At 72.0% G+C, this 25728-nt stretch carries 25 protein-coding genes; 13 read left to right on the top strand and 12 right to left on the bottom strand.

Going from position 1 to position 25728, the window contains the following annotated elements:
- Window positions 1-3: 3 nt before the first annotated feature.
- Together NBT67_RS00660 and NBT67_RS00655 are read right to left on the bottom strand one after the other, a co-directional pair.
- Window positions 4-612 (bottom strand): ArsR/SmtB family transcription factor, encoded by a 609-nt coding sequence (locus NBT67_RS00660; RefSeq protein ID WP_251342896.1) that lies wholly within the window; start codon window positions 610-612, stop codon window positions 4-6.
- Window positions 613-682: 70 nt separating this feature from the next.
- The gene (locus tag NBT67_RS00655; protein WP_251342895.1) at window positions 683-1840 is read right to left on the bottom strand and encodes an MFS transporter; all 1158 of its coding nucleotides are present in this window, start codon (window positions 1838-1840) and stop codon (window positions 683-685) included.
- An 87-nt stretch (window positions 1841-1927) separates the two neighbouring features.
- On the opposite strand from NBT67_RS00655, the gene NBT67_RS00650 reads away from it, so the two are divergent.
- Window positions 1928-3361: an NAD(P)H-hydrate dehydratase gene (locus tag NBT67_RS00650; protein WP_251342894.1), complete on the top strand. Its 1434-nt coding sequence runs from the start codon at window positions 1928-1930 to the stop codon at window positions 3359-3361.
- A complete protein-coding gene (moaC, locus tag NBT67_RS00645) occupies window positions 3354-3851 on the top strand; it encodes a cyclic pyranopterin monophosphate synthase MoaC (RefSeq protein WP_251342893.1) in 498 nt (165 codons plus the stop codon). The genes NBT67_RS00650 and moaC overlap by 8 nt, the downstream gene beginning before the upstream one ends.
- On the opposite strand, the gene hflX is transcribed toward moaC, so the two are convergent.
- Window positions 3843-5138: a GTPase HflX gene (gene hflX / locus NBT67_RS00640; RefSeq protein WP_251342892.1), complete on the bottom strand. Its 1296-nt coding sequence runs from the start codon at window positions 5136-5138 to the stop codon at window positions 3843-3845. The genes moaC and hflX overlap by 9 nt on opposite strands.
- A 177-nt stretch (window positions 5139-5315) precedes the next feature.
- Between hflX and NBT67_RS00635 the strand changes: the two genes are divergently transcribed.
- A complete protein-coding gene (locus tag NBT67_RS00635) occupies window positions 5316-5642 on the top strand; it encodes an FUN14 domain-containing protein (RefSeq protein ID WP_251344398.1) in 327 nt (108 codons plus the stop codon).
- Here the strand turns inward: NBT67_RS00635 and NBT67_RS00630 are convergent, their stop codons facing one another.
- From NBT67_RS00630 to NBT67_RS00610, 5 genes are all read right to left on the bottom strand, one after another.
- On the bottom strand, window positions 5643-6368 hold the full coding sequence (locus NBT67_RS00630) for a ribosome assembly factor SBDS (RefSeq protein WP_251342891.1): 726 nt from the start codon (window positions 6366-6368) through the stop codon (window positions 5643-5645).
- A gap of 180 nt (window positions 6369-6548) precedes the next feature.
- Window positions 6549-7001 (bottom strand): phospholipase D-like domain-containing protein, encoded by a 453-nt coding sequence (locus NBT67_RS00625; protein ID WP_251342890.1) that lies wholly within the window; start codon window positions 6999-7001, stop codon window positions 6549-6551.
- A complete protein-coding gene (locus NBT67_RS00620; RefSeq protein ID WP_251342889.1) occupies window positions 6950-7363 on the bottom strand; it encodes a TrmB family transcriptional regulator in 414 nt (137 codons plus the stop codon). Before NBT67_RS00620 ends, NBT67_RS00625 begins: the two co-directional genes overlap by 52 nt.
- Window positions 7364-7773: 410 nt before the next feature.
- Window positions 7774-8112: a thioredoxin gene (gene trxA, locus NBT67_RS00615; RefSeq protein WP_251342888.1), complete on the bottom strand. Its 339-nt coding sequence runs from the start codon at window positions 8110-8112 to the stop codon at window positions 7774-7776.
- Between the two features lie 98 nt (window positions 8113-8210).
- Window positions 8211-8873 (bottom strand): 2,5-diamino-6-(ribosylamino)-4(3H)-pyrimidinone 5'-phosphate reductase, encoded by a 663-nt coding sequence (locus NBT67_RS00610; RefSeq protein ID WP_251342887.1) that lies wholly within the window; start codon window positions 8871-8873, stop codon window positions 8211-8213.
- A gap of 141 nt (window positions 8874-9014) precedes the next feature.
- Between NBT67_RS00610 and NBT67_RS00605 the strand changes: the two genes are divergently transcribed.
- The 4 genes from NBT67_RS00605 to NBT67_RS00590 all read left to right on the top strand — a co-directional run bounded on the left by NBT67_RS00605 (window position 9015) and on the right by NBT67_RS00590 (window position 15477).
- Complete coding sequence (locus NBT67_RS00605; protein WP_251342886.1) at window positions 9015-10286, top strand: Single-stranded DNA binding protein; 1272 nt, start codon at window positions 9015-9017, stop codon at window positions 10284-10286.
- Window positions 10283-11806, top strand: coding sequence for an RPA family protein (locus NBT67_RS00600; protein WP_251342885.1), 1524 nt, complete (start codon window positions 10283-10285; stop codon window positions 11804-11806). Before NBT67_RS00605 ends, NBT67_RS00600 begins: the two co-directional genes overlap by 4 nt.
- Window positions 11806-12570 (top strand): metallophosphoesterase, encoded by a 765-nt coding sequence (locus NBT67_RS00595; RefSeq protein ID WP_251342884.1) that lies wholly within the window; start codon window positions 11806-11808, stop codon window positions 12568-12570. Before NBT67_RS00600 ends, NBT67_RS00595 begins: the two co-directional genes overlap by 1 nt.
- Window positions 12571-12636: 66 nt before the next feature.
- Window positions 12637-15477, top strand: a complete 2841-nt coding sequence (locus NBT67_RS00590) for a DEAD/DEAH box helicase (RefSeq protein ID WP_251342883.1) — start codon at window positions 12637-12639, stop codon at window positions 15475-15477.
- Here NBT67_RS00590 and NBT67_RS00585 read toward each other — a convergent pair.
- Both NBT67_RS00585 and NBT67_RS00580 read right to left on the bottom strand, forming a co-directional pair.
- Entirely contained in the window at window positions 15474-15914 is a 441-nt protein-coding gene (locus NBT67_RS00585; protein ID WP_251342882.1) for a GDP-mannose mannosyl hydrolase, read from the bottom strand. The two genes, NBT67_RS00590 and NBT67_RS00585, sit on opposite strands and share 4 nt — an antisense overlap.
- 9 nt (window positions 15915-15923) lie before the next feature.
- Window positions 15924-18107 carry an AAA family ATPase gene (locus tag NBT67_RS00580; RefSeq protein WP_251342881.1) on the bottom strand — a complete coding sequence of 728 codons (2184 nt, stop codon included), beginning with the start codon at window positions 18105-18107 and terminating at the stop codon, window positions 15924-15926.
- Window positions 18108-18278: 171 nt separating this feature from the next.
- On the opposite strand from NBT67_RS00580, the gene NBT67_RS00575 reads away from it, so the two are divergent.
- The 3 genes from NBT67_RS00575 (at window position 18279) to NBT67_RS00565 (ending at window position 20696) form a co-directional block, all read left to right on the top strand.
- Window positions 18279-18746, top strand: a complete 468-nt coding sequence (locus tag NBT67_RS00575; protein WP_251342880.1) for an NUDIX hydrolase — start codon at window positions 18279-18281, stop codon at window positions 18744-18746.
- A 54-nt stretch (window positions 18747-18800) separates the two neighbouring features.
- On the top strand, window positions 18801-19763 hold the full coding sequence (locus NBT67_RS00570; protein WP_251342879.1) for a hydroxyacid dehydrogenase: 963 nt from the start codon (window positions 18801-18803) through the stop codon (window positions 19761-19763).
- A gap of 114 nt (window positions 19764-19877) precedes the next feature.
- Window positions 19878-20696, top strand: coding sequence for a fumarylacetoacetate hydrolase family protein (locus NBT67_RS00565; RefSeq protein WP_251342878.1), 819 nt, complete (start codon window positions 19878-19880; stop codon window positions 20694-20696).
- Here NBT67_RS00565 and NBT67_RS00560 read toward each other — a convergent pair.
- On the bottom strand, window positions 20693-21985 hold the full coding sequence (locus NBT67_RS00560) for a nickel pincer cofactor-dependent isomerase, group 22 (RefSeq protein WP_251342877.1): 1293 nt from the start codon (window positions 21983-21985) through the stop codon (window positions 20693-20695). The genes NBT67_RS00565 and NBT67_RS00560 overlap by 4 nt on opposite strands.
- Window positions 21986-22177: 192 nt before the next feature.
- Here NBT67_RS00560 and NBT67_RS00555 point away from each other — a divergent pair, with 192 nt between their 5' ends.
- The 3 genes from NBT67_RS00555 to NBT67_RS00545 all read left to right on the top strand — a co-directional run bounded on the left by NBT67_RS00555 (window position 22178) and on the right by NBT67_RS00545 (window position 25259).
- On the top strand, window positions 22178-23395 hold the full coding sequence (locus NBT67_RS00555) for a mandelate racemase/muconate lactonizing enzyme family protein (RefSeq protein WP_251342876.1): 1218 nt from the start codon (window positions 22178-22180) through the stop codon (window positions 23393-23395).
- Between the two features lie 57 nt (window positions 23396-23452).
- Window positions 23453-24244: an SDR family oxidoreductase gene (locus NBT67_RS00550; protein ID WP_251342875.1), complete on the top strand. Its 792-nt coding sequence runs from the start codon at window positions 23453-23455 to the stop codon at window positions 24242-24244.
- Window positions 24245-24320: 76 nt separating this feature from the next.
- Window positions 24321-25259, top strand: coding sequence for a hypothetical protein (locus NBT67_RS00545; protein ID WP_251342874.1), 939 nt, complete (start codon window positions 24321-24323; stop codon window positions 25257-25259).
- Window positions 25260-25457: 198 nt separating this feature from the next.
- Here the strand turns inward: NBT67_RS00545 and NBT67_RS00540 are convergent, their stop codons facing one another.
- Window positions 25458-25613 (bottom strand): hypothetical protein, encoded by a 156-nt coding sequence (locus NBT67_RS00540; RefSeq protein ID WP_251342873.1) that lies wholly within the window; start codon window positions 25611-25613, stop codon window positions 25458-25460.
- Between the last annotated feature and the right edge of the window lie 115 nt (window positions 25614-25728).

Genomic DNA, 25728 nt, shown 5'->3' with positions numbered 1-25728 from the left:
GGATCAGCGGGCGTAGTAGTCCCAGACGACGAGGGTCGCGACGATCAGGAGCCCGCCCGCGAGGAAGGCGAGGCCGGGGGGAAGCAGCCCCAGCAGGGGCCCCGTCGCGTTCCCGACGCCGTCGCCGACGCGGGGCGCGGTCCCGGGGCCGCCGAGGTCGACGACGCCGGCGCCGAACGCCCGCTGGACCGCGAACGCCCCCACCGCGAGGACGGCGAGGACGCCCACGAGCCGATCCAGCGAGTCGAGGAAGCGCTCCTTGTCGGCGTCCGACCCCACGCAGACGACGAGCGAGTCCTGCGTCGGGGCGTACACCTTCATCTCGCGTCCCTTCACCGAGTAGCGCGTGTCCGCGACTTCGACCAGCCCGGCCTCTTCGAGGTTGCCGAGGTGGTGACGGACGTTCTGGAGGGACGTCGACACCGACTCCGCGAGTTCCGACGCCGTCGCGGGGCGATCCTCCAGGGCGGTCAGGATCGAACGGGCCGTCTCCGAGGAGATCGAACCGATGAGGTCCTCGGCGTCGTCGTCCGTCAGGGACAGGACGCGGAGTTCACCGTCCCCCTCCGCGCTCACGTCCCCCTCCAACTGTGACGGTAACAGCCCTGACATCACGCCGTGAGTTACCAATCCAGGGTAAAAATCCTTCGCCAGAATCTCATTCAGTAACCTAGTTGATACTTCACTCGGCGGTGGGGAAGGCACCGCGCAGATACAGGGCCGCGAGGAGCGCGAGGAGCGCGAGGAGGCCCAGGGCGAACCCCCGGAAGATGGCGTCGAAGGGGTAGATCTCGCCCAGCAGTCCGACCGCGCCGCTCCCGGTGGCCTGCACGAGGAGCGCGAGGCCGCCGTAGACGGCGTAGGCGCTCCCGCGGTTGTCGGGCACCGTCCCGAGGACGTAGGCGTCGAGGGCGGGAAAGAGGCTGTGGGCGACGAGGCCGAGCGCGACGCTCACCGCGACGAGGGCGGGGAGCGACCCGGCGACGGTCAGCGCCGCGACGCCCGCGGCGACGCCCGCCCCGAGCGCCAGGATGTAGGGCACGTGTGGGAGCCGGTCGGCGAGGCTGCCGCCCAGCCAGAACGCCGGCAGCCCGGCCGCGAAGGCCACCGTCAGGAGCGTCCCGGCGCGCCCGGCGACCATCCCCTTGGTCGTGACGAGATACGTGACGTAGAAGTTGAACACGCCCTGCCAGACGAAGCCGGCGCCGCCGACCATCACGACGGCCGCGAGGATGACCCGCCAGTGGGCCAGCGCCGCGAGGAAGTCGTGGTCGGCGCCGCGGGGAACCCCGCCGTCCCGCCGCCGGGAGACGACGAGAAACAGGAGCGAGAACGTCGCGCCGACCGCCGCGAGCAGCCAGAAGACGGCCCGCCACGATTCGGCGGCGACGAGGGCGACGGTGAGCGTCGGCGCGACGACGGCCGCGGTCTGCGCCGCCGTCCCGTGGACCCCGGCCATCTGCCCGACGCGGTCGGGGTAGAGGTCGCCGATGAGGGGGACCGCCGACGCGTAGTACGCCCCCGAGGCGACGCCGACGGCGAAGGCGCCCACCTGCAGGAGGGGCAGCGAGTCCGTCGTCGCCGTCAGCGCCGACGCGACGGTGAGGAGGAGGCCCGCGCCGAGGACGATGCGCCCCCGCGGAATCCGCGTCACGAGGTAACCGACCGGGATCCGCGGCACCGCCGAGCCCACCCAGACGAGCGTCGCCACGAGGCCGACGGCGCCCGTCCCCACCTGGAACGTCGTCCGGAACGTCTCCAGGAGGGGGGCGAAGGCCACCCGCCCGAAGTTGGCACAGAGGACCAGCCCACAGAGCGTGCCGAAGAGCCGACGGGTCACGTCCCCGGCGTTCGACGGGGGGCGGTACAAGGGTTGCGTTCGACGCCGGGGCGAATAGTATAACGGCCGCGGGGGCGAAGCCGGGGTATGATCTCCGCAGACCGGATGGCGGCCGTCGACGAGAACGCGGCCGCCCTCGGGGTGCCGCGCAAGCAGTTGATGGAGTCGAGCGGCAACGCCGTCGCGGGGGTGGTGCGCCGGGTCGCCGACCCCGGTGCCGCCGTCGCCCTCGTCTGTGGCCGCGGCAACAACGGCGGCGACGCCTTCGTCGCCGCGCGCTTCCTCGACGACTACGACGTGACCGTCCACCTGCTCGGCCGCCCGGAGACCATCGGCACCGACATCGCCCGCGAGAACTGGGACGCGCTCGTGGCCGCGGAGTACGACACCCGGGTCGTCGCCGATTCGCGGAGCCTGGACCTCGGCGACCCCGACGTGGTCGTCGACGCCATGCTCGGGACGGGCGTGACCGGCGCGCTCCGGGAACCGGAACGGTCGGCCGCCGAAGCGATCGACGACTCGTCCGCCACCGTCGTCGCCGTCGACGTGCCCTCCGGCGTCGACGCCGACACGGGCGAGGCCGCAGGCACCGCCGTCGACGCCGACCACGTGGTCACCTTCCACGACGAGAAGCCCGGCCTCGACGACTGGGCGGTGACCGTCGCCGACATCGGCATCCCCGAGGCGGCGGAACTGTTCACCGGACCCGGGGACCGAAACCTGCTCTCCCGCCCCGGCGACGCCCACAAGGGCGACTTCGGCGAGGTGCTGGTCGTCGGCGGGGGGCCCTACACCGGCGCGCCGGCCCTCGCCGCGGAGGCGGCGATGCGCGCCGGCGCCGACCTGGTTCGGGTGGCCTGCCCCCGCGCCGTCGCCCGCGAGGTGCAGGGGTTCGAGGCGGGGCTGATCCTCCGGCCGTTCGACGGCGACCGACTGACGGCCGAGAACCTCGACCACGTCCGCGGCCTCGCGGCCGACCACGACGCCGTCGTCTTCGGCCCCGGCCTCGGCGACCACGAGGCGACCCTGGCGGCCGTCGGGGACTTCCTCGCCGACTTCGACGGCCGGGCGGTGATCGACGCCGACGCCCTCGCGGTCGTTCCGGACGTCGACACCGAGGCGACGCTCCTGTGTACGCCCCACGGGGGCGAACTCCGGGAGATGGGCGGCCCGAGCGCGGACGACTGGCGCGACCGGCTCGACGCGGTGTCGGCGTTCGCCGCCGAACTGGGCCACGCGCTGCTCGTGAAGGGCGCCTACGACGTGATTTCGGACGGCGAGACGTCGCGGGTGAACCGCACGGGCAACCCGGGGATGACCGTCGGCGGGACGGGCGACGTGCTGGCCGGCGCCGCCGGAGCGCTGCTCGCCACGCAGGACCCCGTCGACGCCGGCGCCCTCGCCGCCTACGCCAACGGCCTCGCCGGCGACCGGGTGGTCGACCGACAGGGGTACGGCCTGCTGGCGAGCGACCTCCCCCCGGAACTCCCGCGGTCCCTGTGGGGTGAGGGCGATGAGTGACGAGGACGCCGGCGCCGACGACCTGACCCACACCGACGAGTCCGGATCGGTGCAGATGGTCGACGTGGGCGACAAGCCCGACACGGCCCGCCGGGCGGTCGCCGAGGGGACGATCCACCTCCAGCCGTCGACGGTCGACGCCATCCGCGAGAACGACGTCGAGAAGGGCGACGTGCTGGCGACGGCCCGCGTCGGCACCGTGCAGGCGGTGAAACACACGTGGGAGACGATCCCGATGTGTCACCAGATCCCGATCACGAACGTCGAGACGGACTTCGAGGTCGGCGAGGACCGGGTGGACCTCGCCGTCGCCGTCGAGACGACGGGCAAGACCGGCTGCGAGATGGAGGCCCTGGAGGGCGTGACGACCGGGCTGAACGTCGTCTGGGACATGGTCAAGGCGGCCGAGAAGGACGCGGACGGCGAGTACCCCGACACGGCGATCAGCGACGTGCGGGTGACCGAGAAGACGAAACGGCGGTTAGACTGACTCGACGGCCGCGAGGTTCCCCGCCTTGGCGCGGGCGCGCTCCACCACCGACGGCGGCGCCTCGAACTCCAGGACCACCTGCTCGCCCTCGTACTCCTCGGCCTCGACGTTGCCGTGGTCGTGGACCCAGGAGACGAGGCTCATGGTGTCGTCGGCCATCGGGAGGACGAGCCGTTCGAACTCCCAGTCGGGGAGTTCCCGCTCGATCCGATCCCGGAGTTCGTCGACGTTCTCGCCGGTCAGCCCCGAGACGGCGACGGGGTTGGGCGCGAGCGCGGACAGCGCCTCGCGCTTCTCGGCGAACGCCTCGTCGTCGACCCGGTCGACCTTGTTCAACACCGTGACGATGGGCGCCTCGTTGCGCTCGTACAGCGTGTCGTGACAGGTGACGAGTTTCTCCCGCATCTCCTCGACGGGTTCGCTCGCGTCGACGACGAGGAGAACGAGGTCCGCGTGGTAGACGGAGTCGAGCGTCGACTCGAAGGACTCGACGAGCCAGTGGGGCAGGTCGGAGACGAACCCGACGGTGTCGGTCAGCAGGACGTCCCGGCGTCCGGTGTCGGCGCGGCGGGTGGTGGTGCCGAGGGTGGTAAAGAGGCGGTCCTCGCTCTCGGCGGTCGTGTCGAGGTCCGGGTGTCGGTCCTCGTTCTCGTCGACGTCGAGGTCCTCGGCCAGGCGGCGCATCAGCGTCGACTTGCCGGCGTTGGTGTAGCCCGCCAGCGCCACGAGGTCGAACCCCGATTCGCGGCGTCGCTCCCGGCGGGTCTCCTCCTTCTCCGCGATGGAGTCGAGTTCCCGCTTGATGTCGGCGATCTGGTTTTTGATGTCGCGCTCGCGGCTCTCGTCGTACTCCCCGAGGCCCATGAACCCGGGGCGCTCGTCGCGCTTCGCGAGGCTGGTCTTGGCCTCGGCCCGCGGGAGTTCGTAGCGGAGTTCCGCGAGTTCGACCTGCAACTGCGCGGTGCGGGTCTGTGCCCGCTGCCCGAAGATGTCCAGGATGAGGGTGAAGCGGTCGACCACCTCGACCCCCTCGGGGAGTTTCCCCCCGATGTTGTACGTCTGGTAGGGACCGAGCCGGTTGTCGACGATCACCGCCTCCGCGTCGCGTTCGGCCGTCAGCGCCGCCAGTTCCTCGACTTTCCCCTCGCCGAATCCGTAGGCGGCGTCCTCCTCGCGGGTCTGCGTGAGTTCCCCGACCACCTCGTGGCCCGCGGCGCGCGCGAGGTCCCGGATCTCCTCGGTGTCGGCGTCACCCCGATCCACCCGCTTGGCGACGACCGTCCTCATCGGTCCACCCGCCCCGTCGGAGCCGTATGCGTTCCCTGCACGTTCTACCGGCGAGGTAGGCGCTCGAACCACTTAAACTCCGCTCGCGTCGGCCTCGGTTCCCCGGTCCATCCGCGCACGGCGAGACGCCACAAACGACTTACCCCCCCACGACACACGGGAGGTATGGACGGGTTGATGTTCGCGTTGCAACTGGGGATCGATCCCCAGCAACTGGGGATCGAGTTCGGGAGCGGCGCCGTCATCGGGGGCATCGTCGGCTTCGCGGCCAAGAAAGTCGCCAAGATCGTCGCGCTGATCGTCGGCCTCGAACTCGCGCTGTTCAAGTTCCTCGAATCCCGCGGGATCCTCTCGGTGGACTGGGCGGCGCTCTCGGCCGGCCTGCTGAAGACGGGGGAGAGCGCGGCCGGCGGCCCGCCCGGCTGGGCGTCGACCATCCTCTCGACGCTCTCGGTGTCCGTCGGCTTCACCGGCGGGTTCCTGCTCGGGTTCCGGAAGGGATAGTTACCGGACGTTGAGGTCGTCCTCGTCCTTGACGATCCGAGTCTCGGCCTCGCCGCTCGTCACCTCGTTCACCAGGTCGTAGAAGTCGTTTTGCATCCCCGCGGGGAAGGTGAGGACGCCGATCCACGAGCCGTCGGCCTGCCACTCCTCGCGGTCGAGGTCCCCGAACTCGCGGATCTTCGCCTGGGCGCTCCCGGCCTTGTCGGCGGGCACCTGCACCGCGACGGTCACCTCGGCGAAGCGGATGGGGATGACGGGTCTGAGCGCGTCCAGCGCCTCGTCGACCTGCGACTCGACGCGCTCCATGGGATCGACCCGGAAGCCGGCCTCCTCCAGCGCCCGCTCGATCCGCTCGGGCGGGTGGGGGGCGTCGTCCATCTGCGGGTTGACCGCGTTGCGCGCGATCCGGTTGATCAGCTGCTTGCGCTTTTGCTCTTGCATCTCGCGGCGCTGCTCGGCGGTGATCTGGATCTCGCCGCGCTTGACCACCTCGGGGATGATCGCCATGGGATCGGTCGTCCCGAACACCTCCTCTAAGTCGTTCTCGGCGGGGCGATCACCGCGGGAGGCGTCCTCGAAGACGTCCTCGGCGGCGATGACGTCCTCCAGATCCCCCTCGAACTCGCCGCGCTTGATGGCGAGGGCCGCGTCGGGGTCGATCAGTACCTCGAAGCGCTCGCCGTGGGATTCGAGGCGTGCGGTGACGGCCTCGTCGAGCGAAATCATACCGCGAGGTAGACCCTCCGGGGGTATATACTCTCGGCTCGGGGGCGCTTCCGTCCGGTGGCGAGGGCGTCCGCGGACCCGTAGCCGGCATCGGCGGAGTTCGTCGACGCCTCCCACAGGGATCGCGGTCCCGTCCCCAGCCGTGGTCGCCCGCCACCCGGCCGGCGCCGACACGCGCCGTCAGTCGGGGTGGCCGAACCCGGTCGCGATCAGCCGGCGAGCGACCGCGACCAGGCCGTTGTCGAACCCGCGCCCGAACACCGCCCGTTCCCGGTGGTGCTCGTTCCCCGACGCTTCGGTGATCGAACTCACGAGGATGGTCCGTCGGTCGACCAGCAGCAGCCGGCTGATCTCGGTGTCGTCGCCGGGGACGGCCGACTGGCTCAACCACTCCAGCCCGGAGACGTACGTCTCGATTCCCGGGAGCGCGTCCGCGAGTCGATCCCGCACCGCCGCGTCCGGCGTGCCGACCACGACGTCGATGCCGCGGTCGTCGGCCCCCCGAAGGCCGTCGATCAGGTCGTCCGTGAGGGCGGATTCGGTTCCGACGACCAACAGCACCTCCGACTCGGCGCCGTCGATCAGCTTCCGGAGCCGGGACTCGATGCTCGTCTGCCCCTCCAGCGCCCACACCTCGTGGGTGACCTCCCCCTCCCCCCCTCCCCCGATTCGACCGGATCGAGGTTCGAGAGCGCCTGCCGAAGCCGTCCGATCCGGGTCTCGTAGGCCGCCCGGAGCGTCTGGACCGCCTCGTCGATCGGGATGGCGCGAAACTGCTTCGGACTCGAATGCTGGGTCTCGACGAGCCCTCTCGACTCCAGTACCCCGACCGCGTCGTACACGCGCGTTCGCGGTACCTCCGACGTCTCGCTGATCTCCTTCGCCGTTCCCCGTGGGCGTCGCGAGAGTGCGACGAAACACCTGGCTTCGTACTCCTGAAGCCCCAGTTGTTGAAGCAGTTCGATCGCGTCTCTGTGTGCGGCTGTCGCATTCATGGGTCCCAACCTGACGACGGAGTGCCCCGTCGTCCGTCAGGCGAGGCGGCCACGAGGGAAAGATATTTCGTCTGACGGGACTGGCGGGGCGTCCACCGGTCGGCGGCGTCTCCCGGTCGCCGCGGAATCGGCGTTCACCTGGCTCTGCACGACAGTTCTTTGCCGGACCGCTCCAATGTAGGTATGCACGCCCGGCCGGAACGGGTCCCAACCTCACCGACGGGGCGTGCCGAACCCTCCTCGGAGGGTTCGACCGTCGACGGCCGCGACGCTCCCGGGCGGGGCGCTCCGCCGCAGAACCGTCGAGGGCGATGTGTGGCGGCGACCGCGGCCGCTCGCGTCGTCGGCCGTGACCGTTCCGAGACGGCCACCGTCCAGGGCAGCGACCGTCTCACCGACGGCCGGCGTTCTCAGGAGAGGTCTTCGACGATCTCGATCAGGTCGGCCTTGTCCTGCACGCCGATCAGCCGCTCGGCCTGCTCGCCGTTCGCGTAGAACTCCAGCGTCGGGACGCTGCGGATGCCCCGCTCCTGGGCGAGTTCCTGGAGTTCGTCGATGTCGACCTTCAGGACGACCGCGTCGGTCTCGGACGCGATCTCCTCGACCGTCGGCTCCAGCATCTTGCAGGGGCCACACCAGTCGGCGTAGTAGTCGACGAGGACGACTGCGTGTTCCGAGAGGAGGTCGTTCAGGTGGTCGGCGTCTTCGACGTGGATGGGTTCGGACTGCTCCGCGGTCGACTTGCTCATACCACTCCGTACCCACGCGAACCCCTTAACGGTTGAGTCGTTCGGGCGTTCCGACGCACGACCGCGGAGCCGGGGAGCGGACGGCGACGACCGCCGAGTCAGGGGCAGCGATACCGCAGGACGACCCCGTCGTCGACCCGGTTGACGCCCACGAGGTCGAGGTCCGGGAACGCCTCGACGAACCCCTCGCCGTCGGCGAGCGTCGGCGCCTCGCGGCCGCCGATCACGAGCGACCCCACGAAGACGCTGAGTTCGTCGACGAGGCCGGCCTCGAACAGCGAGAAGACGAGTTCGCCGCCGCCTTCGGCGAGCAGGCGGTCCACGCCCTCGCGTTCGAGTTCGTCGAGGGCGGCGGCGAGGTCGACCCGATCCTCGCCGGCCTCGACGACCGTCGCGCCCGCCTCGCGGAGGGGGGCGAGGCGCTCCTCGGGCGCCGCGGCGGAGACCAGCAGGTAGACGTCGGCGTCGTCGTCGAGCAGCGTCGCGTCGGGCGGGGTGCGAGCCCGGGAGTCCGCGACGACGCGTGCCGGATCGGCGGGGCGGCCGTTGCGCAGGCGCTCGATCCGTCGGTCCTCCGATTTCACCCCGAGCTGTGGGTCGTCCGCGAGGACCGTCCCGACGCCGACGAGCACGGCGTTCGCCGACGCTCGCAGACGGTCGACCCGGTCGAAGTCCGCCTCGCCGGAGATGCGGACCTGCCGGCGCTCGCGGGTCGAGAGCTTTCCGTCGACGCTCGTCGCCGCGTTGACGACGACTTCCATACGCCCCCCTTCGGTCCGGGGGAGTTACGGCTTTCGGTGACCGGTCGGCCGCGACGAGGGGTGGGGATTTCCGTTCCCGTCCCCAGCGCGACGACCGGCCGATGTGTCGTTTTTTATGATCGCGCGACCAACCTCCCCCCGATGCAACTCGACGACCATGCCGAGGACCTCGCCTCCGACCTCGGCGTAGACAAAGCGGAGGTCAAAGAGGACCTGCAGAGCCTGCTCGAGTACAACGTGCCCATCGAGGAAGCCAAGGGGAGCGTCCGCCGGAAGCACGGCGGCGACGACGGCTCCGCGGCGACGCCGACGGCGAAGTCCCTCGACGACGTCTCCCCCGACGACGGCTCGGTGACGGTCACCGTCCGGGTGCTGACGAAGGGCACCCGCTCCATCCGCTATCAGGGCGAGGACCGGGTCATCAGGGAGGGCGAGTTCGCCGACGGCACCGGGCGCATCTCCTACACCGCGTGGGAGTCGTTCGACTTCGAGCCCGGCGACTCGATCACCGTCGGCAACGCGAACGTCCGCGAGTGGGAGGGCGACCCCGAACTCAACCTGGGGACGAACACGACCGTCGCGCCCGCGTCGGACCCGGTCGAGACGCCCCACGAGGTGGGCGGCGAGCGCGACCTGATCGACCTCGAACCCGGCGACCGCGGGCGGACGGTCGAGGTGACCGTCGTCGAGGTGGAGCGCCGGACGATCGACGGCCGCGACGGCGAGACGGAGATCCTCTCGGGCGTCGTCGCCGACGAGAGCGCCCGACTCCCGCTGACCGACTGGGACCCCCACGCCGACGTCGAGGCCGGCGCCTCGCTCCGCCTCTCGGACGTGTACGTCCGCGAGTACCGGGGCGTGCCGCAGGTGAACGTCACGGAGTTCTCGACGGTCGAGACGCTCGACCGGACGGTCGAGGCACCCGACTCGGCGCCGCGGATGGGGATCGGCGAGGCCGTCGCCACCGGCGGCCTGTTCGACGTGGAACTCCTCGGCAACGTGATCGCGGTGCGCGACGGGTCGGGGCTGATCGAACGCTGTCCGGACTGCGGCCGGGTCGTCCAGAACGGCCAGTGTCGCGCCCACGGCGAGGTCGAGGGCGAGGACGACCTGCGGGTGAAGGCCATCCTCGACGACGGCACGGGGACGGTGACGGCCGTCCTCGGCACCGACCTCACCGCCGCGGTGTACGGCGGCGGCGTCGAGGACGCGAAGGCGGCGGCCCGCGACGCCATGGACAAGGAGGTCGTGGCCGACGAGATCCGCGACCGGATCGTCGGCCGGGAGTACCGGGTCCGGGGGTCGCTCTCCGTCGACGAGTACGGCGCCAACCTCGACGCCGAGGAGTTCGTCGAGAGCGCGGACGACCCGGCCGACCGGGCGAGCGAACTGCTCGCGGGGGTGGCGCGATGAGCGCCGGCGACGACTCGGGGCCGGGACGCCGCGAGGTGGCCCACCGCCTCTTCGCCGCCGAGTTCGACGACGCCACCGTCTCCTACGCCGAGAGCGACGAGGAGCGCGCGCCGAAGTACGTCGTCACGCCGACGGGCGCGCGGGTGAACCGGCTCTTCGCCGTGGGCGTCCTGACGGAGGTGGAGTCGGTCAACGAGGACGTCCTCCGCGCCCGCGTCGTCGACCCGACGGGCGCGTTCGTCTCCTACGCCGGCCAGTACCAGCCTGACGCCGCGGCCTTCTTCGAGCGGACGGACCCGCCGGCGTTCGTCGCGCTCACCGGCAAGGCACGGACGTTCGAACCCGACGACGGCGACCGGATCTACACGTCGGTGCGCCCGGAGAGCGTGGCCGAGGTGGACGCCGAGACGCGCGACCGGTGGACCGTCTCCGCGGCGGAGGCCACGCTCCGCCGGATCGCGGCGATGGCGGAGGCCCGGTCGCTCGACGCCGAGGGCGACGCGCTGGAGGCGGCGCTCGGGGAGCGCGGCTACGACGCCTCGCTCTCCGCGGGCATCCCCATCGCCCTCGACCGCTACGGGACGACGACCGCCTACCTCGACGCCCTCCGGGAGGTCGCCCTCGACGCGCTGGAGGTGGTCGCCGGCGACCGAGACGCCGTCCGGTCGCTCGACCGGGCGCCGGACGACGCGGGCACCTCGTCGCTCGGCCCGCTGCCGGCGGCGGTGACCGGCGGCGGGGGCGAGGCCGCGACGGCCACCGAGACCAGCGACGAGGCGGCGGCCGCCGAGACGTCGACGGAGCCCGTCGACTCGACGCCCGAGGGCGAGGCGGCGTCGACCGGGACCGCCGCGGACGCGGAACCCGACGCGGACGCGGAACCCGACGCGGACGCGGAACCTGCCGCGGACACCGAACCTGCCGCGGACGCGACGGCGACGGACCCCGACGACGGGACCGCCCCGGACGCCGCGTCGACCGAGGCGTCCGCCCCGGACTCGACGGCCGACCCGAGCGTCGACGACGCGTCGGTCGGCGGGACCGACGACGCGGGGAACGACCTCGGCGACTTCGACGACGACGACCTCTACGAACTCGACGAGGAGGAGCGTCGGGAGGTCGAGGAGTCCTTCGACGTGGGCTTCGAGAGCGGGGTCGACGTCGACGACCCGGGCGAGGCCGACATCGACGTCCCGGGACCGGAGGACGTCGCGGGGTCCGGGGCGGCGTCGGACGAAGCCGAGGAGGACACCGCAAAAGCGGCCGACCCGGACGGGGCAGCCGCGGACGAGGCGGCCGCCGAGAGCCCGGGGACGGCCGCCGACGTGGACCTCGAGGCCGTCGCCGTCGAGGCGATGGCGGACCTCGACGACGGCGACGGCGCGGACCGCGAGGCCGTGATCGCGGCGGTCGTCGAGGAGTACGGCGCCGACCCCGGCGCCGTCGCCGACGCCATCGAGGACGCGCTGATGAGCGGGAAGTGTTACGAGCCGAGCGAGGACAGCCTGAAAGCGATCTGATGGCGCTGGTCGAGCCGGTTCCGGGGGCGCCCGCCGCGACGGCCGACTGCGGCGACGAGCGCGCGCTCGTCGTGGCGGACTACCACGCCGGCATCGAGGCCGGCCTCCGGTACGAGCGCGGGGTGGAACTCCGCAGCGACGCCGACGGCCGCCGGGAGCGCCTGCTGGCGCTGGTCGAGCGCACCGATCCGGATCGGGTGGTCGTCCTCGGCGACCTGGTCCACCGCATCGGCGACCCGGGGGCGGGCGAGCGCGACGAGGTCGTCGCGCTCCTCGACGGCCTCGACGTCCCCCTGACGCTCGTCCCCGGCAACCACGACGGCGGCGTCGCCGACGCCTACGGCGACCGGATCGACGTGACCGATCCCGCCGGCGTCCGCCGCGGCGACGTTGGCTTCGTCCACGGCCACACCTGGCCCGACCGGGCGGTGCTGGGCGCGTCGACGGTGTGCGTGGGCCACGAACACCCGCAGGTGCGACTGGAGGACGAGGTGGGCGGCGGCCGCGCGGAGAAGGCGTGGCTCCGCGGACCGCTACGGATCGACACCTTCGCCGACCACTACGGCGTCGCGCCCGAGGCGCTCGCGCCCGCCGACCACCGGCCGGAACTCGTGGTCTTCCCCGCGTTCAACGACCGCTCGGGGGGGACGTGGATCAACGTCGAGGGCCAGGAGTTCCTCGCCCCCTTCCTCCCGGCTGGCGTCGGCGACGCCGACGCCTACCTGCTCGACGGGACGCGACTGGGGTCCTTCCGCCGGGTCTGACGGAACGCGGCAGCCGCCACGACCCGAAGCGGTGTCCTTAATCGGTTCGCGCGGGTACCGTGACCGATGGCGGACCAGGAGGCCGTCGGCGGGATGGACGCGTTCACCCACCTCGGCGAGCGGGTGCGCTCGGCGCTCTCGGAACGCGGCTTTTCGACGCCGACGGAGCCACAGCGGCGGGCGATCCCACCCATCGCGGCCGGCGAGGACGCCCTCGTCCTCGCGCCGACGGGGACGGGCAAGACGGAGACGGCGATGTTGCCGGTGTTCGATTCGATCCACCGCGCCGAGGACCGGTTCGGGATCTCGGCGCTCTACATCACGCCGCTCCGGGCGCTCAACCGCGACATGCGCGACCGGCTGGACTGGTGGGGCGAGTACCTCGACGTCGAGGTGGACGTGCGCCACGGCGACACCAGTCAGTACCGGCGGGGCAAGCAGGCCGACGACCCGCCGGACGTGCTGGTGACGACGCCGGAGACGCTGCAGGCGACCCTGACGGGCGAGAAGTTGCGAACGGCGCTCTCGGACGTGGAACACGTCGTCGTCGACGAGGTTCACGAACTCGCCTCCTCGAAGCGGGGCGCGCAGTTGACGGTCGGCCTCGAACGCCTGCGGGACCTGGCCGGGCCGTTCCAGCGCATCGGCCTGTCGGCCACCGTCGGCTCCCCGGGCGAGGTGGGGCGGTTCCTGACCGGCGACCGCGACCCCGCGCTCGTCGAAGTCGACGCGGGGACGAACGTCGAGTTCCGGATTCGGGAGCCCGAGGTGACCGAGGAGGACGAGGCGCTGGCGGGGAAGCTGGCGACGGACGTGGCGGTCGCCAGCCACGTGCGGGCGATCCGCGACGTCGTCGCGGACAACGAGTCGACGCTGATCTTCGTTAACACGCGCCAGACGGCCGAGGCGCTGGGGTCGCGGTTCAAGCGCCTGGAGGAGCCCATCGGCGTCCACCACGGGTCGCTCTCGACGGAGGCCCGAATCGAGGTGGAGGACGCGTTCAAGGCGGGCGACCTCGACGGCCTCGTCTGCACCTCGTCGATGGAACTCGGCATCGACGTGGGGCGGGTGGACCACGTGATCCAGTACGGCAGCCCCCGCGAGGTGGCCCGGCTGCTCCAGCGGGTCGGCCGCGCGGGCCACCGCCGCGACGCCGTCTCGGAGGGGACGGTCCTCACGAGCCACCCGGACGACACGCTGGAGGCGCTGGCCATCGCCCGCCGGGCGGTCGACGGCGCGGTCGAACCGGCCGCGATCCACCACGGCAGCCTCGACGTGGTGGCCAACCAGATCGTCGGACTGGTGATGGATCACGGCGAGATCGACGCCCGCGAGGCCTACGAGACGCTGACGCGGGCCTACCCCTTCCGCGACCTCACCGAGGCCCAGTTCCGCGAGGTGGTGCGCGAACTCGACGCGAACCGCCTCCTGTGGCTCGAGGAGGACGCCGACCGCCTGGAGAAGTCCGGCGGGACGTGGCAGTACTTCTACGCCAACCTCTCGATGATCCCCGACGAGGAGACCTACGAGGTGTACGACCTCTCCTCGCGGGAGACGGTCGGCACCCTCGACGAGCGGTTCGTGCGGAACTTCGCGGCGCCGGGCGAGACGTTCATCCAGCGCGGGGAGATGTGGCGCATCACCGAGATCGACGACGAGGAGACGCGCGTCGAGGTGACGCCCATCGAAGACCCCGCGGGCGAGGTGCCGTCGTGGACGGGCCAGGAGATCCCGGTGCCGGCGGCCGTCGCCGGCGAGGTGGGCGAGATGCGGGACGTGGCGACGCGGCAGTTCGAGGGCGGCGCCGACCGGGCGGCCGTCGCCCGCGAGTTCCTGTCCCGGTATCCGGGCGACGAACACACCGTGAGCGAGGCGCTGGCGCCCGTGGATCGACAGGTCGAGACGGGCGCGCCCACGCCCACCGCCGACCGCCTCGTCGTCGAGGGGCAGGGCCGCGGGGTCGTCCTCAACGCCCCGTTCGGCCACGAGGTAAACGAGACGCTCGGCCGCCTGTGTTCGGCGCTGATCGGCCAGAAGACCGGCTCCTCGGTCGGGATGGAGGTCGACCCCTACCGGATCGAACTCGACGTCCCGGGGCGCACCGGGCCGTCGGACGTGGTCGAGGTGCTGGAGACGACCGATCCCGACCACGTCGAGGGCCTGCTCGAACTCGCCCTGAAGAACTCGGGGACGCTGAAGTTCACGCTGGCGCAGGTGGCCGCGAAGTTCGGGGCGCTCAAGCGCTATCAGGGGTCGGGGCGGTTCGGCGCCGACCGCCTGCTGGCCGCGCTGGAGGACACGCCGGTGTACGACGAGGCGGTCAGGGAGGTGTTCCACAGGGACCTCGCCGTCGAGGAGGCCGCCGAGGTACTGGAGCGGATCCAGTCGGGCGCGGTCGACGTCGTGACCGCCCGGGAACACACGCCCATCGGGACGGGCGGGCGCTCCAGCGGCCGGGAACTGCTCGTCCCCGAGAACGCCGACGCGAGCGTCGTCCAGACGCTGAAAGAGCGCATCCGGAACGACCGGGTGATCCTCGCCTGTCTGCACTGCACGGAGTGGACGCGAAAGACGAAGGTAAAGCGGGTGCCGGACCAGCCCCGGTGCCCGGAGTGTGACTCCACCCGGGTCGCCGCGCTCAACCCGTGGGCCGAGGACGTCGTAACGGCGGTCCGGGCCGAGGAGAAAGACGACGAGCAGGAGCGCATGACCGAGCGCGCCTACCGGTCGGCCAATCTGGTCCAGAGCCACGGCAAGCAGGCGGTGATCGCGATGGCGGCCCGCGGCGTCGGCCCGCACAACGCCGCCCGGATCATCGCCAAACTCCGCGAGGACGAGGACGACTTCTACCGGGACATCCTCGAACAGGAGCGCCAGTACGCCCGGACGCAGTCGTTCTGGGACTAGGCGTCCCGCAGGTAGGCCTCGACGTACGGGTGGAGGTCCGGGAACGGCGGCTCGACGAGTCGGAGCGCCGAATGCTGGGCGTCGGGTGCGAAGGCGTCGCTCACCGGACGAACGACGAACCCGACGGCGAGGTAGTGTTTCGAGTCGACGTCCGGGACCTCGCTCTCGTCGTAGAGATGTTCGTAGGCGCCCAGCCGGTCCTCGATCCGCACGTCGACCCCGAGTTCCGCCTCGGCGATCCGGTGGACCGCGTCGGCGAGCCGTTCGCCCTTCCGCACCCGGCCGCCGGGGACGAACCACTCGCCGCGGGCCGGGGCGTTCTCGCGCCTGCCGAGGACGACGCCGCCGTCGTGACGGACGACCAGGTCGACGGAGGGGATCGGGACGTTCGCGACGATCGTCCGCCAGTCGTCGTCGGGGATCGGCCGGTCGGTCATCGCCTGGGGCTACGACGAGACGCGACTTGAATCCCGCTCCGGGAGCGACGGGGCCACGGCCTCCAGCGCCGCGTCGAAGTCGGCGGCCGTCAGCGACACCTCGTCGGCGTGGTCGTTGGCGTCGGCGCCGGGGTAGGCGTCGGCCACCGCGCGCACGGCGAGCATGGCCGCCTCCCGGCAGACGGCGGCGAGGTCGGCCCCCGAGTAGCCGGCCGTCCGCGCGGCGACGGCGTCGAGGTCCACGTCCTCGGCCAGCGGCTTTCGGCGCGTGTGCACGTCGAGGATGGCCCGCCTGGCGGTCTCGTCCGGGCCCGGCACCTCGACGTGTGACTCCAACCGACCCGCGCGCAGGAGCGCCGGATCGAGGGCGTCCTTCCGGTTCGTGGCCGCGAGGACGATCAGGTTGGGGTTGTCGGCGACGGCGTCGAACTCCGTCAGAAGCTGGGAGACGACGCGCTCGGTCACGTCGCTCTCCCCCCTGTTTCGGTCGGTCGCCACGGCGTCGATTTCGTCGAAGAAGACGATGGCTGGCGCCGTCTGCCGGGCGCGGTCGAACACCTCGCGGACCGCTTTCTCGCTCTCGCCGACGTAGCGATCCAGCAGCTCCGGCCCCTGCACGCGGACGAAGTTGACGCCGCTCTCGGCGGCGACGGCGCGGGCCAGCAGCGTCTTTCCGGTCCCGGGCGGTCCGTAGAGCAGGACGCCCGAGGGCGGGTCGGCGTCCGCCGCCTCGAACAGCGGGCCGTAGGTGAGCGGCCAGGTGACCGCCCGCTCCAGGGTCGCCTTGGCCTCGTCGAGGCCACCGACCGACTCGAACCCCTCGGTCGGCGCCTCGGAGACGTACTCGCGCATGGCGCTGGGATCGACGGCGGCCATCGCCGCCTCGAAGTCGTCCCGGGTGACCGCGATGTCGGCGGTGGCGGTCCCCTCGCGGCGGGCGCGCCGGAGCGCCGACATGGCGGCCTCCGTCACCAGCGATTCGAGGTCGGCGCCGACGAACCCGTGGGTCCGGGCGGCGAGGCGGTCCAGATCCACGCCGTCGGTCATGGGCATCCGGCGGGTGTGGACGTCGAGGATCTCCCGACGGCCGGCCTCGCCGGGGACGCCGATCTCGATCTCGCGGTCGAACCGGCCCCCGCGTCGGAGCGCCGGATCGAGGTCGTCGACGCGGTTGGTCGCGCCGATGACGATCACCTCGCCCCGCGCCTCCAGCCCGTCCATCAAGGAGAGGAGTTGGCCGACGATCCGGTCTTCCATCCCGCCGCCGTCCTCGCGTTTCGGCGCGACCGAGTCGATCTCGTCGAAGAAGACGATGGCCGGGGCGTCCTCGCGGGCGCGCTCGAACACCCGTCGCAGTCGCTCCTCGCTGTCGCCCTTGTACTTCGAGACGATCTCCGGGCCGGAGACGGAGATGAAGGTGGCGTCCACCTCGTTGGCGACGGCCCTGGCGATCAGCGTCTTCCCGGTTCCGGGCGGGCCGTAGAGCAGGACGCCCTTCGGCGGGTCGACGCCCAGCCGAGTGAACAGTTCCGGCTCCGAGAGCGGGAGTTCGATCATCTCCCGCACCAGGTCGAGTTCGTCGTCGAGGCCGCCGATGTCCTCGTAGGAGACGCCGGTGGTGGGGCGCGCCACCGCGCCGCCGGGGGCGTCGTCCCCCGCCGCCGACCCCTCGGTCCCCGACGCTCCGCTGTCGCCAGTCGAGTCGCCGCGCAAGCGCAGGTCCGTCCCCTCGACCACCCGGACGGCGCCGTCGGGGCGGGTCTCCCGCACCACGAACGCGTCGGCGTCGAGGCTCTCGACGCGCACCCGGTCCCCGACGCGGAGCGGCCGGCCGTCGAGCGCCCGCCGGAGTTCGCGCCGCGTCGCGTCGCGGACCTCGACGCCCGCGGGCGACGAGAGGGTGACCGTCTCGGCGTCGGCGACGTCCGCCGTCCGCACGCGGACGGTGTCGCCGACGGCGACGCCGGCGTTGGCCCGCGTGCCCGCGTCGACGAGGACGGCGTCGTCGGGGACGCCGGCCCGCGCCGGCCAGAGTTTCGCGACCGTGGTCCGCTCGCCCTCCAGCAGGACGGCGTCGCCGCTCAGGACGCCGAGGCGTCGCCGGGCGGCCTCCGGCAGGCGCGCGATGCCGCGGCCCGCGTCGCGCTTCTCGGCACTGTGTACCGTGAGTTCGATCCCGGCGCTCTCGCTCATCGCCCGCCGGTAGGGTCGGCCGACCCTTTACCCTTCGCTCCCGGTCCGAGCGGGTGCCCGCCCTCACGCGAACGGCCACCCGTTCCGACAGGTGTGGACGGATGCCGTCCTAATACACCTAAAGGCGACTGTATGAGAACTGTTAACCGTAACGGCAGATACACGTGTGATATGTCATCACGGGACGTAACGTACGTCGAGAAGGTCTGTGCCTACATCACCCGCGACGAGTCGGAGGTCCTCGTCTTCGAGGGGCCGGGTCACGACGGCCTGCAGGTTCCCAAGGGGACCGTCGAACCCGGCGAGCGGCCCCGCGAGGCGATGGTCCGGGAGGCGATCGAGGAGAGCGGGCTGGCGACGTTCGGAGGGCTTCACCACCTCACGACCGACGTCTGGACCCGTCGGCGGTCGCCGCCGAAGCGGTACGTGCGAAACTTCTATCACGTCCCCGTCCACGAGCCACGCGACTCGTGGACCCACACGGTCACGGGAGCGGGTCCGGAGCGCGGGACGGCGTTCGAGTTCTTCTGGGTCGACCTCCCGACGGACGCCGCCTTCGCCCTCGACCTCGACGACTACCTCCACGCGCTGACCGGGGCGGCCGACGACCGGACGGACCCCGGCGTGGTGGCGGACTGACCGCCCGCCGTCGGGCACACGTACGCTTTTCAGTCCCCCGTCCGCGTAGGGAGTATGACCGACGACGAGTGGGAGGTACTGCTCCCCGCCACCATCGACCCGAGCGGTCCCGACGCCATCGCCGACGTCGCGACGTTCACCGCGATGGACGACTACCCGGATCGAGCGGCGCTCCGGGCCGATATCGACCGCTTCGAGGCGATCATCGTCCGGGTGTCCGACCTCCCGGCGGACCTGCTCGACGCCGCGACGAACCTGCAGGTGGTCGCGAAACACGGCGCCGGCCTGGACAACGTCGACGTCGAGGCCGCGACGCGCAACGGCGTGGTCGTCGCGAACACGCCGGGCGCGAACTCGCGGGCGGTCGCCGAACACGCGATGACGCTGCTGCTCGCCGTCCGGCGGAACGTCCTCCCGGCCGACCGGGCGGTGAGAGGCGGCGACTGGGAGCGCCACCGGTTCGAGGGCCGCGAACTGGGCGGCGACACGCTCGGCCTCCTCGGCTTCGGCGACGTCGCCCGCGAAACCGCCGGACTCGCCCGCGGGTTCGACGCCGACGTGGTCACCTACGACCCCTTCGTCCCCGCCGAGTCGGTGCCCGAGGGCGTCGAGATGGTGGCGGCGAAAGCTGACCTGTTCGAGCGCGCGGACGCGGTGTCGGTACACACGCCGCTGACCCCCGAGACGCGGGGCGCCGTCTCGACGGCGGAACTCGACGCGCTGGGGAGCGACGGGGTCCTCGTCAACACCTCGCGCGGCGGCGTCGTCGACGAGGCGGCGCTGGTCGACGCGCTCGAATCGGGGGTCGTCGCGGGCGCCGGCATCGACGTGTTCGCGACGGAACCGCCGGCCGACGACCACCCGCTGCTGGACCGCGAGGACGTCGTCCTCACGCCGCACCTCGGGGGGCTCACCCGCGGGGCCATGGAGCGGATGAGTCGCCGGGCCGCCGCCAACGTGCGGACGGTCCGCGATGGCGGGATACCGGAGTCCGCGGTCAACGCCGAGCGCCTGTAGTCCCCGCCGTGTGCCAAGGTTGATTAGCGCCGACCGAGGGGGTTCGGGTATGGCTCTCACCACCCGAGAACGCACCGACGCGTCGACGACTGCGGCCGACCGGAGGGCCGCGTGATGCGGTATCTCGCCCGCACCGCGAGCGGCGACCCACACCTCGGCGACGACGAGGGGTTCGTCCCGCTGTCGGCGGCCTATCCCGGGGCGACGTCCGTCGCCGACGTCCTCCCGGAGGCCCCCGACGGCCTCGTCGACCCGGACGGGACCCCGGCCGGTCGGGTGCCCCGCGACCACCTGACGTTCGGGGCGGCCCTGTCCGACCCGGGGAAGCTCTTCGGCATCGGCCTCAACTACGCGGCACACGCCGCCGACCTCTCCGAGGAGGCGCCGGACGAACCGGCCAGTTTCTTCAAGCCGGCCACCGCCGCCACGGGGCCGGGCGGGCCGATCCGGCTGCCGCCGACCGACGTCTCTGAGCGGGTCACGGCCGAGGCGGAACTCGCCGTCGTGATCGGACGGACCTGCCGCGACGTCGGCGTCGACGAGGCCGACGACGTCATCGCGGGGTTCGTGCCCGTCATCGACGTGACCGCCGAGGACGTCCTCCAGCGCAATCCGCGATTCCTCACCCGGGCCAAGAGCTTCGACTCCTTCCTCGTCCTCGGGCCGCACGTCGCGGTGCCGGAATCCGGACGTGACCTCGCGGACGTCGAGGTGCGAACCGTCGTCGACGGCGAGGTGACGGCGCGGAACGTCGTCGGCAACATGCACTTCTCGCCCCGCGAACTGGTCGCGTTCCACTCCGAGGTGATGACGCTGGAACCCGGCGACGTCATCTCGACGGGGACGCCCGGCGCCGAACCCGTCGCCCACGGCGATCACGTCCGGGCCGAGGTCGACGCGTTCGGGGCCGTCGGGGCCGACGTCGTCCGCTAGTCGACCGGTTCGAAGACCGGCTCGCCGTCCTCGAAGGACAGCGACAGCCACTCCTCGACGGTCACGCCCGCGGGCGCCTCGCGGGCGAGCGCCTCGGAGACGCGGAACTCGGAGAGGTGGCCGGTGTCGCGGATCCAGGCGATCCGAACCGTCTCGGGGTCGGAGACCCCGACGGTCGAGAGCGCAGCGGCGACGGCGCGTTCGTCGTCAGGGAGCACGACCGGAATCGCGGCCTTGCGCAGCGAGTTGCTGGTGAGCGAGTTGGTGTACACCTGATCCAGGTCGAGCTGGTCGACGACCCGCCGGGTCGTCACGTCGGCCAGCCCGATGCCGCTGCCGTTGCCGTGGGTGGCCTCGGTCAGCCCCCGGACGACGATGCGGTCGACGTCGGGCGAGTCGGGGTCGTCGGCGTTCAACACCCGGTACCGCCCGATCACGTTGGTGTCCATGCCCGCGCCGGAGACGTCCTTGCCGATGCGGTCGACGACGAGGACGTCGAGGTCGTCGTACGGCAGCGTGGGCATGTACTCGTCGGCCTGCTCCTTCAGGGGCTCCTCGGCGTCGGGCAGGGCGTCGGCGGGGAGGCCCTCGATGGCCGCGGTGCGGTCGTGGAAGTTCTCGACGATGGCGAGGCCGCCGAGCAGCGGCACCGCCTCGCGGATCACCTCGAACGCCGCCTCGATGACCGGCACGTAGCCCGTCCCGAGCGCGTGTTCGTGGGCCACCTTCGCCCCCTCCCGTTTCCCGAGGCCGATGGCCGTCATCTTGGTCGGGCCGCTCTCGAAGCGCCCCGTGAAGTTCGTGTGTGCCTTCACGCGGTTGACGACGAGGACGCCGTCGGCCTCCAGCGCGGCCGTCGAGAAGGGGACCGGCGCGCCCACCTCGGACTCGCCGAGCACCTCGGTGTCCATCCGGGCGTCGATCCGGCAGTCGAGGGCGTCCTCGGTGAGGCCGAGGGCGGCGAGCGTCTCGCGTTGCCCCTCGGCGGTCGCCCCGCCGTGACTCCCCATCGCGGGCACCACCACGGGCTCGAACCCCCGGGCGCGGAGTTCGTCGACGACCGTCCGCGCGACGGGCACGACGTCGTGGATGCCGCGGCTGCCGAGTCCCACCGCGACCGTGGCGCCGTCCGGCAGGGCCGAGAGCGAAAGCGCGTCGAGTTCCTCGCGGGTCCGCCCCGTCACGTCGTCCAGTGCCGGCGTCTCGGGCGCGTAGCGCACCGCCGCGAACCGCGGGAGCGTCGGCGCGGAGAGCGCCTCGTCGACGACGTCGCCGTCGGGAAATCGCATGGGAGAGGGTAACGGGAACGGCGTGTAAACCCTGTCGGTGGCCGTGAGGCGGCCCCGTTCACGTAGACATTTAGTACCACACGCCGAACCCCCGGCCATGGCAGCCACAGACGCCGAGCGTGGTTCGGCAGCGACGACCCTCGAAGCGCCCGCATCGGTCGACGGGGACGGACTCGGGAGGCCGCGGTAACCATGCGCGACTACGGCGACGGGAGCACGCGGCGTGCCGACGGTCGGGACGTCCGGATCACGGGAATCGAGACGGCCGTGATCGAGGGGAACTTCGACTGGAACCTCGTGCGGATCCACACCGACGCCGGCGTGACCGGCCTCGGGGAGTCCTACCGCGGCGGGGCGATCACCGACATCGTGGACTACATGGCCGACTTCCTCGTGGGGGAGAACCCCCTCGACGTGGAACGGCTCTTCCGGCGGATGATCCAGGAGACGTCGGGACACGGCGGCACGACGGGGAAGGTCGTGACGGCGGCCTCGGGCGTCGAAATCGCGCTGTGGGACCTCGCCGGCAAACTGCTGGACGTGCCCACCTACCAGTTGCTCGGCGGCAAGTACCGCGACGAGGTTCGGATCTACTGTGACTGCCACGCCGGTGAGGCCTACGCCGTCGACACGGGCTACACCGAGTACGGCGAGACGGAGTCCTACCGACCCGAGGCGTACGCCGAGACGGCGCGGGAGGCGGTCGAGATGGGCTTCGACGCGATCAAGTTCGACCTCGACACGCCCGCGGACAACGACCCCGACCCGTTCAACGGTCGCCTCTCGGCGGCGGACGTGGCCGACAAGCGCGAAATCGTCGAGGCGGTCCACGAGGCTGTGGGGGGCGACGCCGAAGTCGCCTTCGACTGCCACTGGGACTACGCCATCGACAGCGCGAAGCGCCTCGCCCGCGCGCTGGAGCCGTACGACCTGCTGTGGCTGGAGGACGTCGTGCCCCCCGAGAACGCCGACGCCCAGCGAGAGGTCGCTCGCTCCACGTCGACGCCGCTGGCGACGGGCGAGAACCGCTTTCGCGTCCACGAGTTCTCGGACCTGCTCTACGACTTCGCGGTCGACGTGGTGACGCCCGACCCCACCACGTGTGGCGGCCTCGCGGAGTCCCGCGCAGTCGCCAACCGGGCCGAGGAGAACTACATCACCTTCTCGCCGCACAACGTCTGCAGCCCCGTCGGGACGATGGCCTGCGTCCACCTCGGCGCCTCGGTCGCCAACTTCGGCTACCTCGAGTATCACGCGCTGGAGGTCGACTGGTGGGACGACCTGCTGGTTCGATCGGACCCGCTCATCCGCGACGGCCGCATCGCCGTGCCCGAGGCGCCGGGCCTCGGCGTCTCCCTCGACGAGGACGTCGCCGCCGCCCACGCCACGGGCGACGGCCTCTGGTCGTAGCCGCACGGCTTACCGCGTCCGGACGGATTTATACGTTCCCGACCGGAGGGCACGGGTATGGACCTCGAACTCGAGGACACGAGCGCACTGGTCACCGCATCGAGCAGCGGCCTCGGCAAGGCGTCCGCGACGGCGCTCGCCCGGGAGGGGGCGAACGTCGTCGTCAACGGCCGCGACGCCGACCGCCTCGACGACGCCGTCGCGGAACTCGACGACGTCGGCGCCGGCGAGGTCGTCGGCGTCCAAGGCGACCTGACCGAGGAGGACGACATCGAGCGTCTCGTCGAGCGCACCGTCGAGGAGTTCGGCGGCCTGGACACGCTGGTCACGTCCGCTGGCGGCCCGCCCTCCGGCCCGTTCCTCGAGACGACCGACGAGGACTGGTACGACGCCTACGACCTCCTCGTGATGAGCGTCGTCCGCACGGTTCGCGAGGCCGCGCCCCACCTCCGGGAGTCCGACCACGGGACCATCACCTGCATCACCTCGCGGTCGGTGAAGGAGGCCATCGACTCGCTGGTGCTCTCGAACTCGGTGCGGATGTCCGTCGTCGGCCTGGAGAAGACCCTGTCGCAGGAACTCGCGCCGGACGTCCGCGCGAACGCGGTCCTCCCCGGCCCCCACGAGACCAGCCGGATCGAGGACCTGATCGAACAGGCCATGGAGCGCGGCGAGTACGACAGTTACGAGGCGGGGCTGGCCGACTGGGCCGAGGGCAACCCCCTCGAGCGCATCGGCGACCCCATCGAACTCGGCGACACCGTCGCCTTCCTCTCCTCGCCCCGCGCCGGCTACATCAACGGCGTCGCCCTGCCCATCGAGGGCGGCGTGGGCGCGTCGAATCTGTAAGCCAGGCGACGACCGGGATGGCGGTGTCACCGCCGCAGTCGACAGGGACAAATGGTCGGCGACGCCCGTTCCACCCATGGTCCCCACCCGCCGACGCCTCCTCCGAACGGCCGCCGCGACGACGGCAACCGCCGTCGCCGGCTGTGCCGCGACCGACTTCACCGGCTCCGAACCGGCCGCCGAGTACGTCCTCACAGTCGACTCGGCCGGCGCCTCGCCGGTCGCGCACGCCATCTACGAACCAGACGACGGCGCGCTGTTCGGCGACCCCGCGCGGGCCGCACTCGACGGGATCCTCCCCGACGGCCGACACACGACCTACGGCTACGAACCGCTCCCCGACGGCGCCTACGTCCACCGCGACGGCACGTACTACCGGATCGCGTCGGTCGTCACCGGGCGGAAGCGACTCCCCCGACTGCTCGTCCGCGTCGACCCCCTGCCGGAGGATCGAGTCCCCGAGGACGCCGTGCTGATCGACACGCTCCCGCGGCCGAGCGCGCGAGCCCTCAAGATGCTCCACACCCACGCCCAGACCGACGGCGAGACGGGGACCGCCGACCTGCTCCGGGGCGACGCCTACGTCCTGCGCCGGCCGGCGGAACGGGAGAGCCGACTCGCGACGGGCGACCTGGACGGTCGGGTCGTCACGATGACCGAGAGCGGGTCGTGGGCCTACCGGGTCGAGGTCGCCCGCGAGCGGATCGTCGAACCGGCCCACACGGCGCTCGCGCTCCCGGTCGCCGACTCCCGGTCCGAGTTCCGGGACGTCGTCTTCGCCGCGCGCGTCGACGCCGAACTCGCGCCGGACGCGCTCTCCCGGGAGTCCCGGGAACGCCTCGAGCAGGCCGTCGCCCGCGGCACGTACGCCGAGACGGAGCCGGTCTCGGAGCCGTTCGACGCCCTGCTCGACGCGCTCGGCCTGGGCGCCGTCGACGACGCCGTGAACGGACGGCTCCTGTGGTACGACGGCGAACTCCACCGGTACGGCCTGTACGTCTCGGAGCCGTCGTAGGCGGGGGCCGTCCGACCGGGCAGGGGCGACCCCGCCGTCCTCCTCGGCGTCACGCCGCCCGTCCACGACGTCCGGGCCGTCGACGCCGACTCCCGCGGCGAGGAACCGACCTCGTTCCTCCGGAACTTCGCCCTCCTCGGTGCCGCCCTCTTCGGGTGGGCGAGCGAGCGACGACGAGGACAGGGCCGGCCGCCCCAGTCAGGAGCGATACGCGTGCAGGGCGAGCAGGAAGACGAGCAGCAGCGGAACGAGCGGCGCGGCGGCCTCGAGGGGAACCAACAGCAGCACGAGTCCGGCGGTGACGACGAACTCGACGGCCACCAGCACGCCACCGACGTCGGCCGGACCGGTCATCGTCCGGCGGCCCCCGCGGGTGGTCGCTCGGTCCCGGTCATGTGTCGTGTGAACGGCGGCCGCGGAGGGATGAGTCTTGTGCACGGGGCCGTAGCGGTCGACGACGCGAGCGATC

The sequence above is a fragment of the Haloplanus sp. GDY1 genome (assembly GCF_023703775.1).
GTDB classification, from domain to species: domain Archaea; phylum Halobacteriota; class Halobacteria; order Halobacteriales; family Haloferacaceae; genus Haloplanus; species Haloplanus halophilus.
Note: the sequence above shows the minus strand (reverse complement) of the source record. Positions and strands in the feature narration are given on the sequence as shown.

Excerpts from the sequence above, each read along its gene's own strand:
- hflX (WP_251342892.1), bottom strand. The coding sequence starts at position 5,138 with ATGAGGACGGTCGTCGCCAAGCGGGTGGATCGGGGTGACGCCGACACC.
- NBT67_RS00580 (WP_251342881.1), bottom strand. The coding sequence starts at position 18,107 with ATGAGCGAGAGCGCCGGGATCGAACTCACGGTACACAGTGCCGAGAAG.
- trxA (WP_251342888.1), bottom strand. The coding sequence starts at position 8,112 with ATGAGCAAGTCGACCGCGGAGCAGTCCGAACCCATCCACGTCGAAGAC.
- NBT67_RS00660 (WP_251342896.1), bottom strand. The coding sequence starts at position 612 with ATGTCAGGGCTGTTACCGTCACAGTTGGAGGGGGACGTGAGCGCGGAG.
- NBT67_RS00630 (WP_251342891.1), bottom strand. The coding sequence starts at position 6,368 with ATGATTTCGCTCGACGAGGCCGTCACCGCACGCCTCGAATCCCACGGC.
- NBT67_RS00635 (WP_251344398.1), top strand. The coding sequence starts at position 5,316 with ATGTTCGCGTTGCAACTGGGGATCGATCCCCAGCAACTGGGGATCGAG.
- NBT67_RS00620 (WP_251342889.1), bottom strand. The coding sequence starts at position 7,363 with ATGAATGCGACAGCCGCACACAGAGACGCGATCGAACTGCTTCAACAA.
- NBT67_RS00585 (WP_251342882.1), bottom strand. The coding sequence starts at position 15,914 with ATGACCGACCGGCCGATCCCCGACGACGACTGGCGGACGATCGTCGCG.
- NBT67_RS00545 (WP_251342874.1), top strand. The coding sequence starts at position 24,321 with ATGGTCCCCACCCGCCGACGCCTCCTCCGAACGGCCGCCGCGACGACG.
- moaC (WP_251342893.1), top strand. The coding sequence starts at position 3,354 with ATGAGTGACGAGGACGCCGGCGCCGACGACCTGACCCACACCGACGAG.
- NBT67_RS00560 (WP_251342877.1), bottom strand. The coding sequence starts at position 21,985 with ATGCGATTTCCCGACGGCGACGTCGTCGACGAGGCGCTCTCCGCGCCG.
- NBT67_RS00540 (WP_251342873.1), bottom strand. The coding sequence starts at position 25,613 with ATGACCGGTCCGGCCGACGTCGGTGGCGTGCTGGTGGCCGTCGAGTTC.
- NBT67_RS00565 (WP_251342878.1), top strand. The coding sequence starts at position 19,878 with ATGCGGTATCTCGCCCGCACCGCGAGCGGCGACCCACACCTCGGCGAC.
- NBT67_RS00605 (WP_251342886.1), top strand. The coding sequence starts at position 9,015 with ATGCAACTCGACGACCATGCCGAGGACCTCGCCTCCGACCTCGGCGTA.
- NBT67_RS00555 (WP_251342876.1), top strand. The coding sequence starts at position 22,178 with ATGCGCGACTACGGCGACGGGAGCACGCGGCGTGCCGACGGTCGGGAC.
- NBT67_RS00590 (WP_251342883.1), top strand. The coding sequence starts at position 12,637 with ATGGCGGACCAGGAGGCCGTCGGCGGGATGGACGCGTTCACCCACCTC.
- NBT67_RS00570 (WP_251342879.1), top strand. The coding sequence starts at position 18,801 with ATGACCGACGACGAGTGGGAGGTACTGCTCCCCGCCACCATCGACCCG.
- NBT67_RS00595 (WP_251342884.1), top strand. The coding sequence starts at position 11,806 with ATGGCGCTGGTCGAGCCGGTTCCGGGGGCGCCCGCCGCGACGGCCGAC.
- NBT67_RS00575 (WP_251342880.1), top strand. The coding sequence starts at position 18,279 with ATGTCATCACGGGACGTAACGTACGTCGAGAAGGTCTGTGCCTACATC.
- NBT67_RS00610 (WP_251342887.1), bottom strand. The coding sequence starts at position 8,873 with ATGGAAGTCGTCGTCAACGCGGCGACGAGCGTCGACGGAAAGCTCTCG.
- NBT67_RS00600 (WP_251342885.1), top strand. The coding sequence starts at position 10,283 with ATGAGCGCCGGCGACGACTCGGGGCCGGGACGCCGCGAGGTGGCCCAC.
- NBT67_RS00650 (WP_251342894.1), top strand. The coding sequence starts at position 1,928 with ATGATCTCCGCAGACCGGATGGCGGCCGTCGACGAGAACGCGGCCGCC.
- NBT67_RS00550 (WP_251342875.1), top strand. The coding sequence starts at position 23,453 with ATGGACCTCGAACTCGAGGACACGAGCGCACTGGTCACCGCATCGAGC.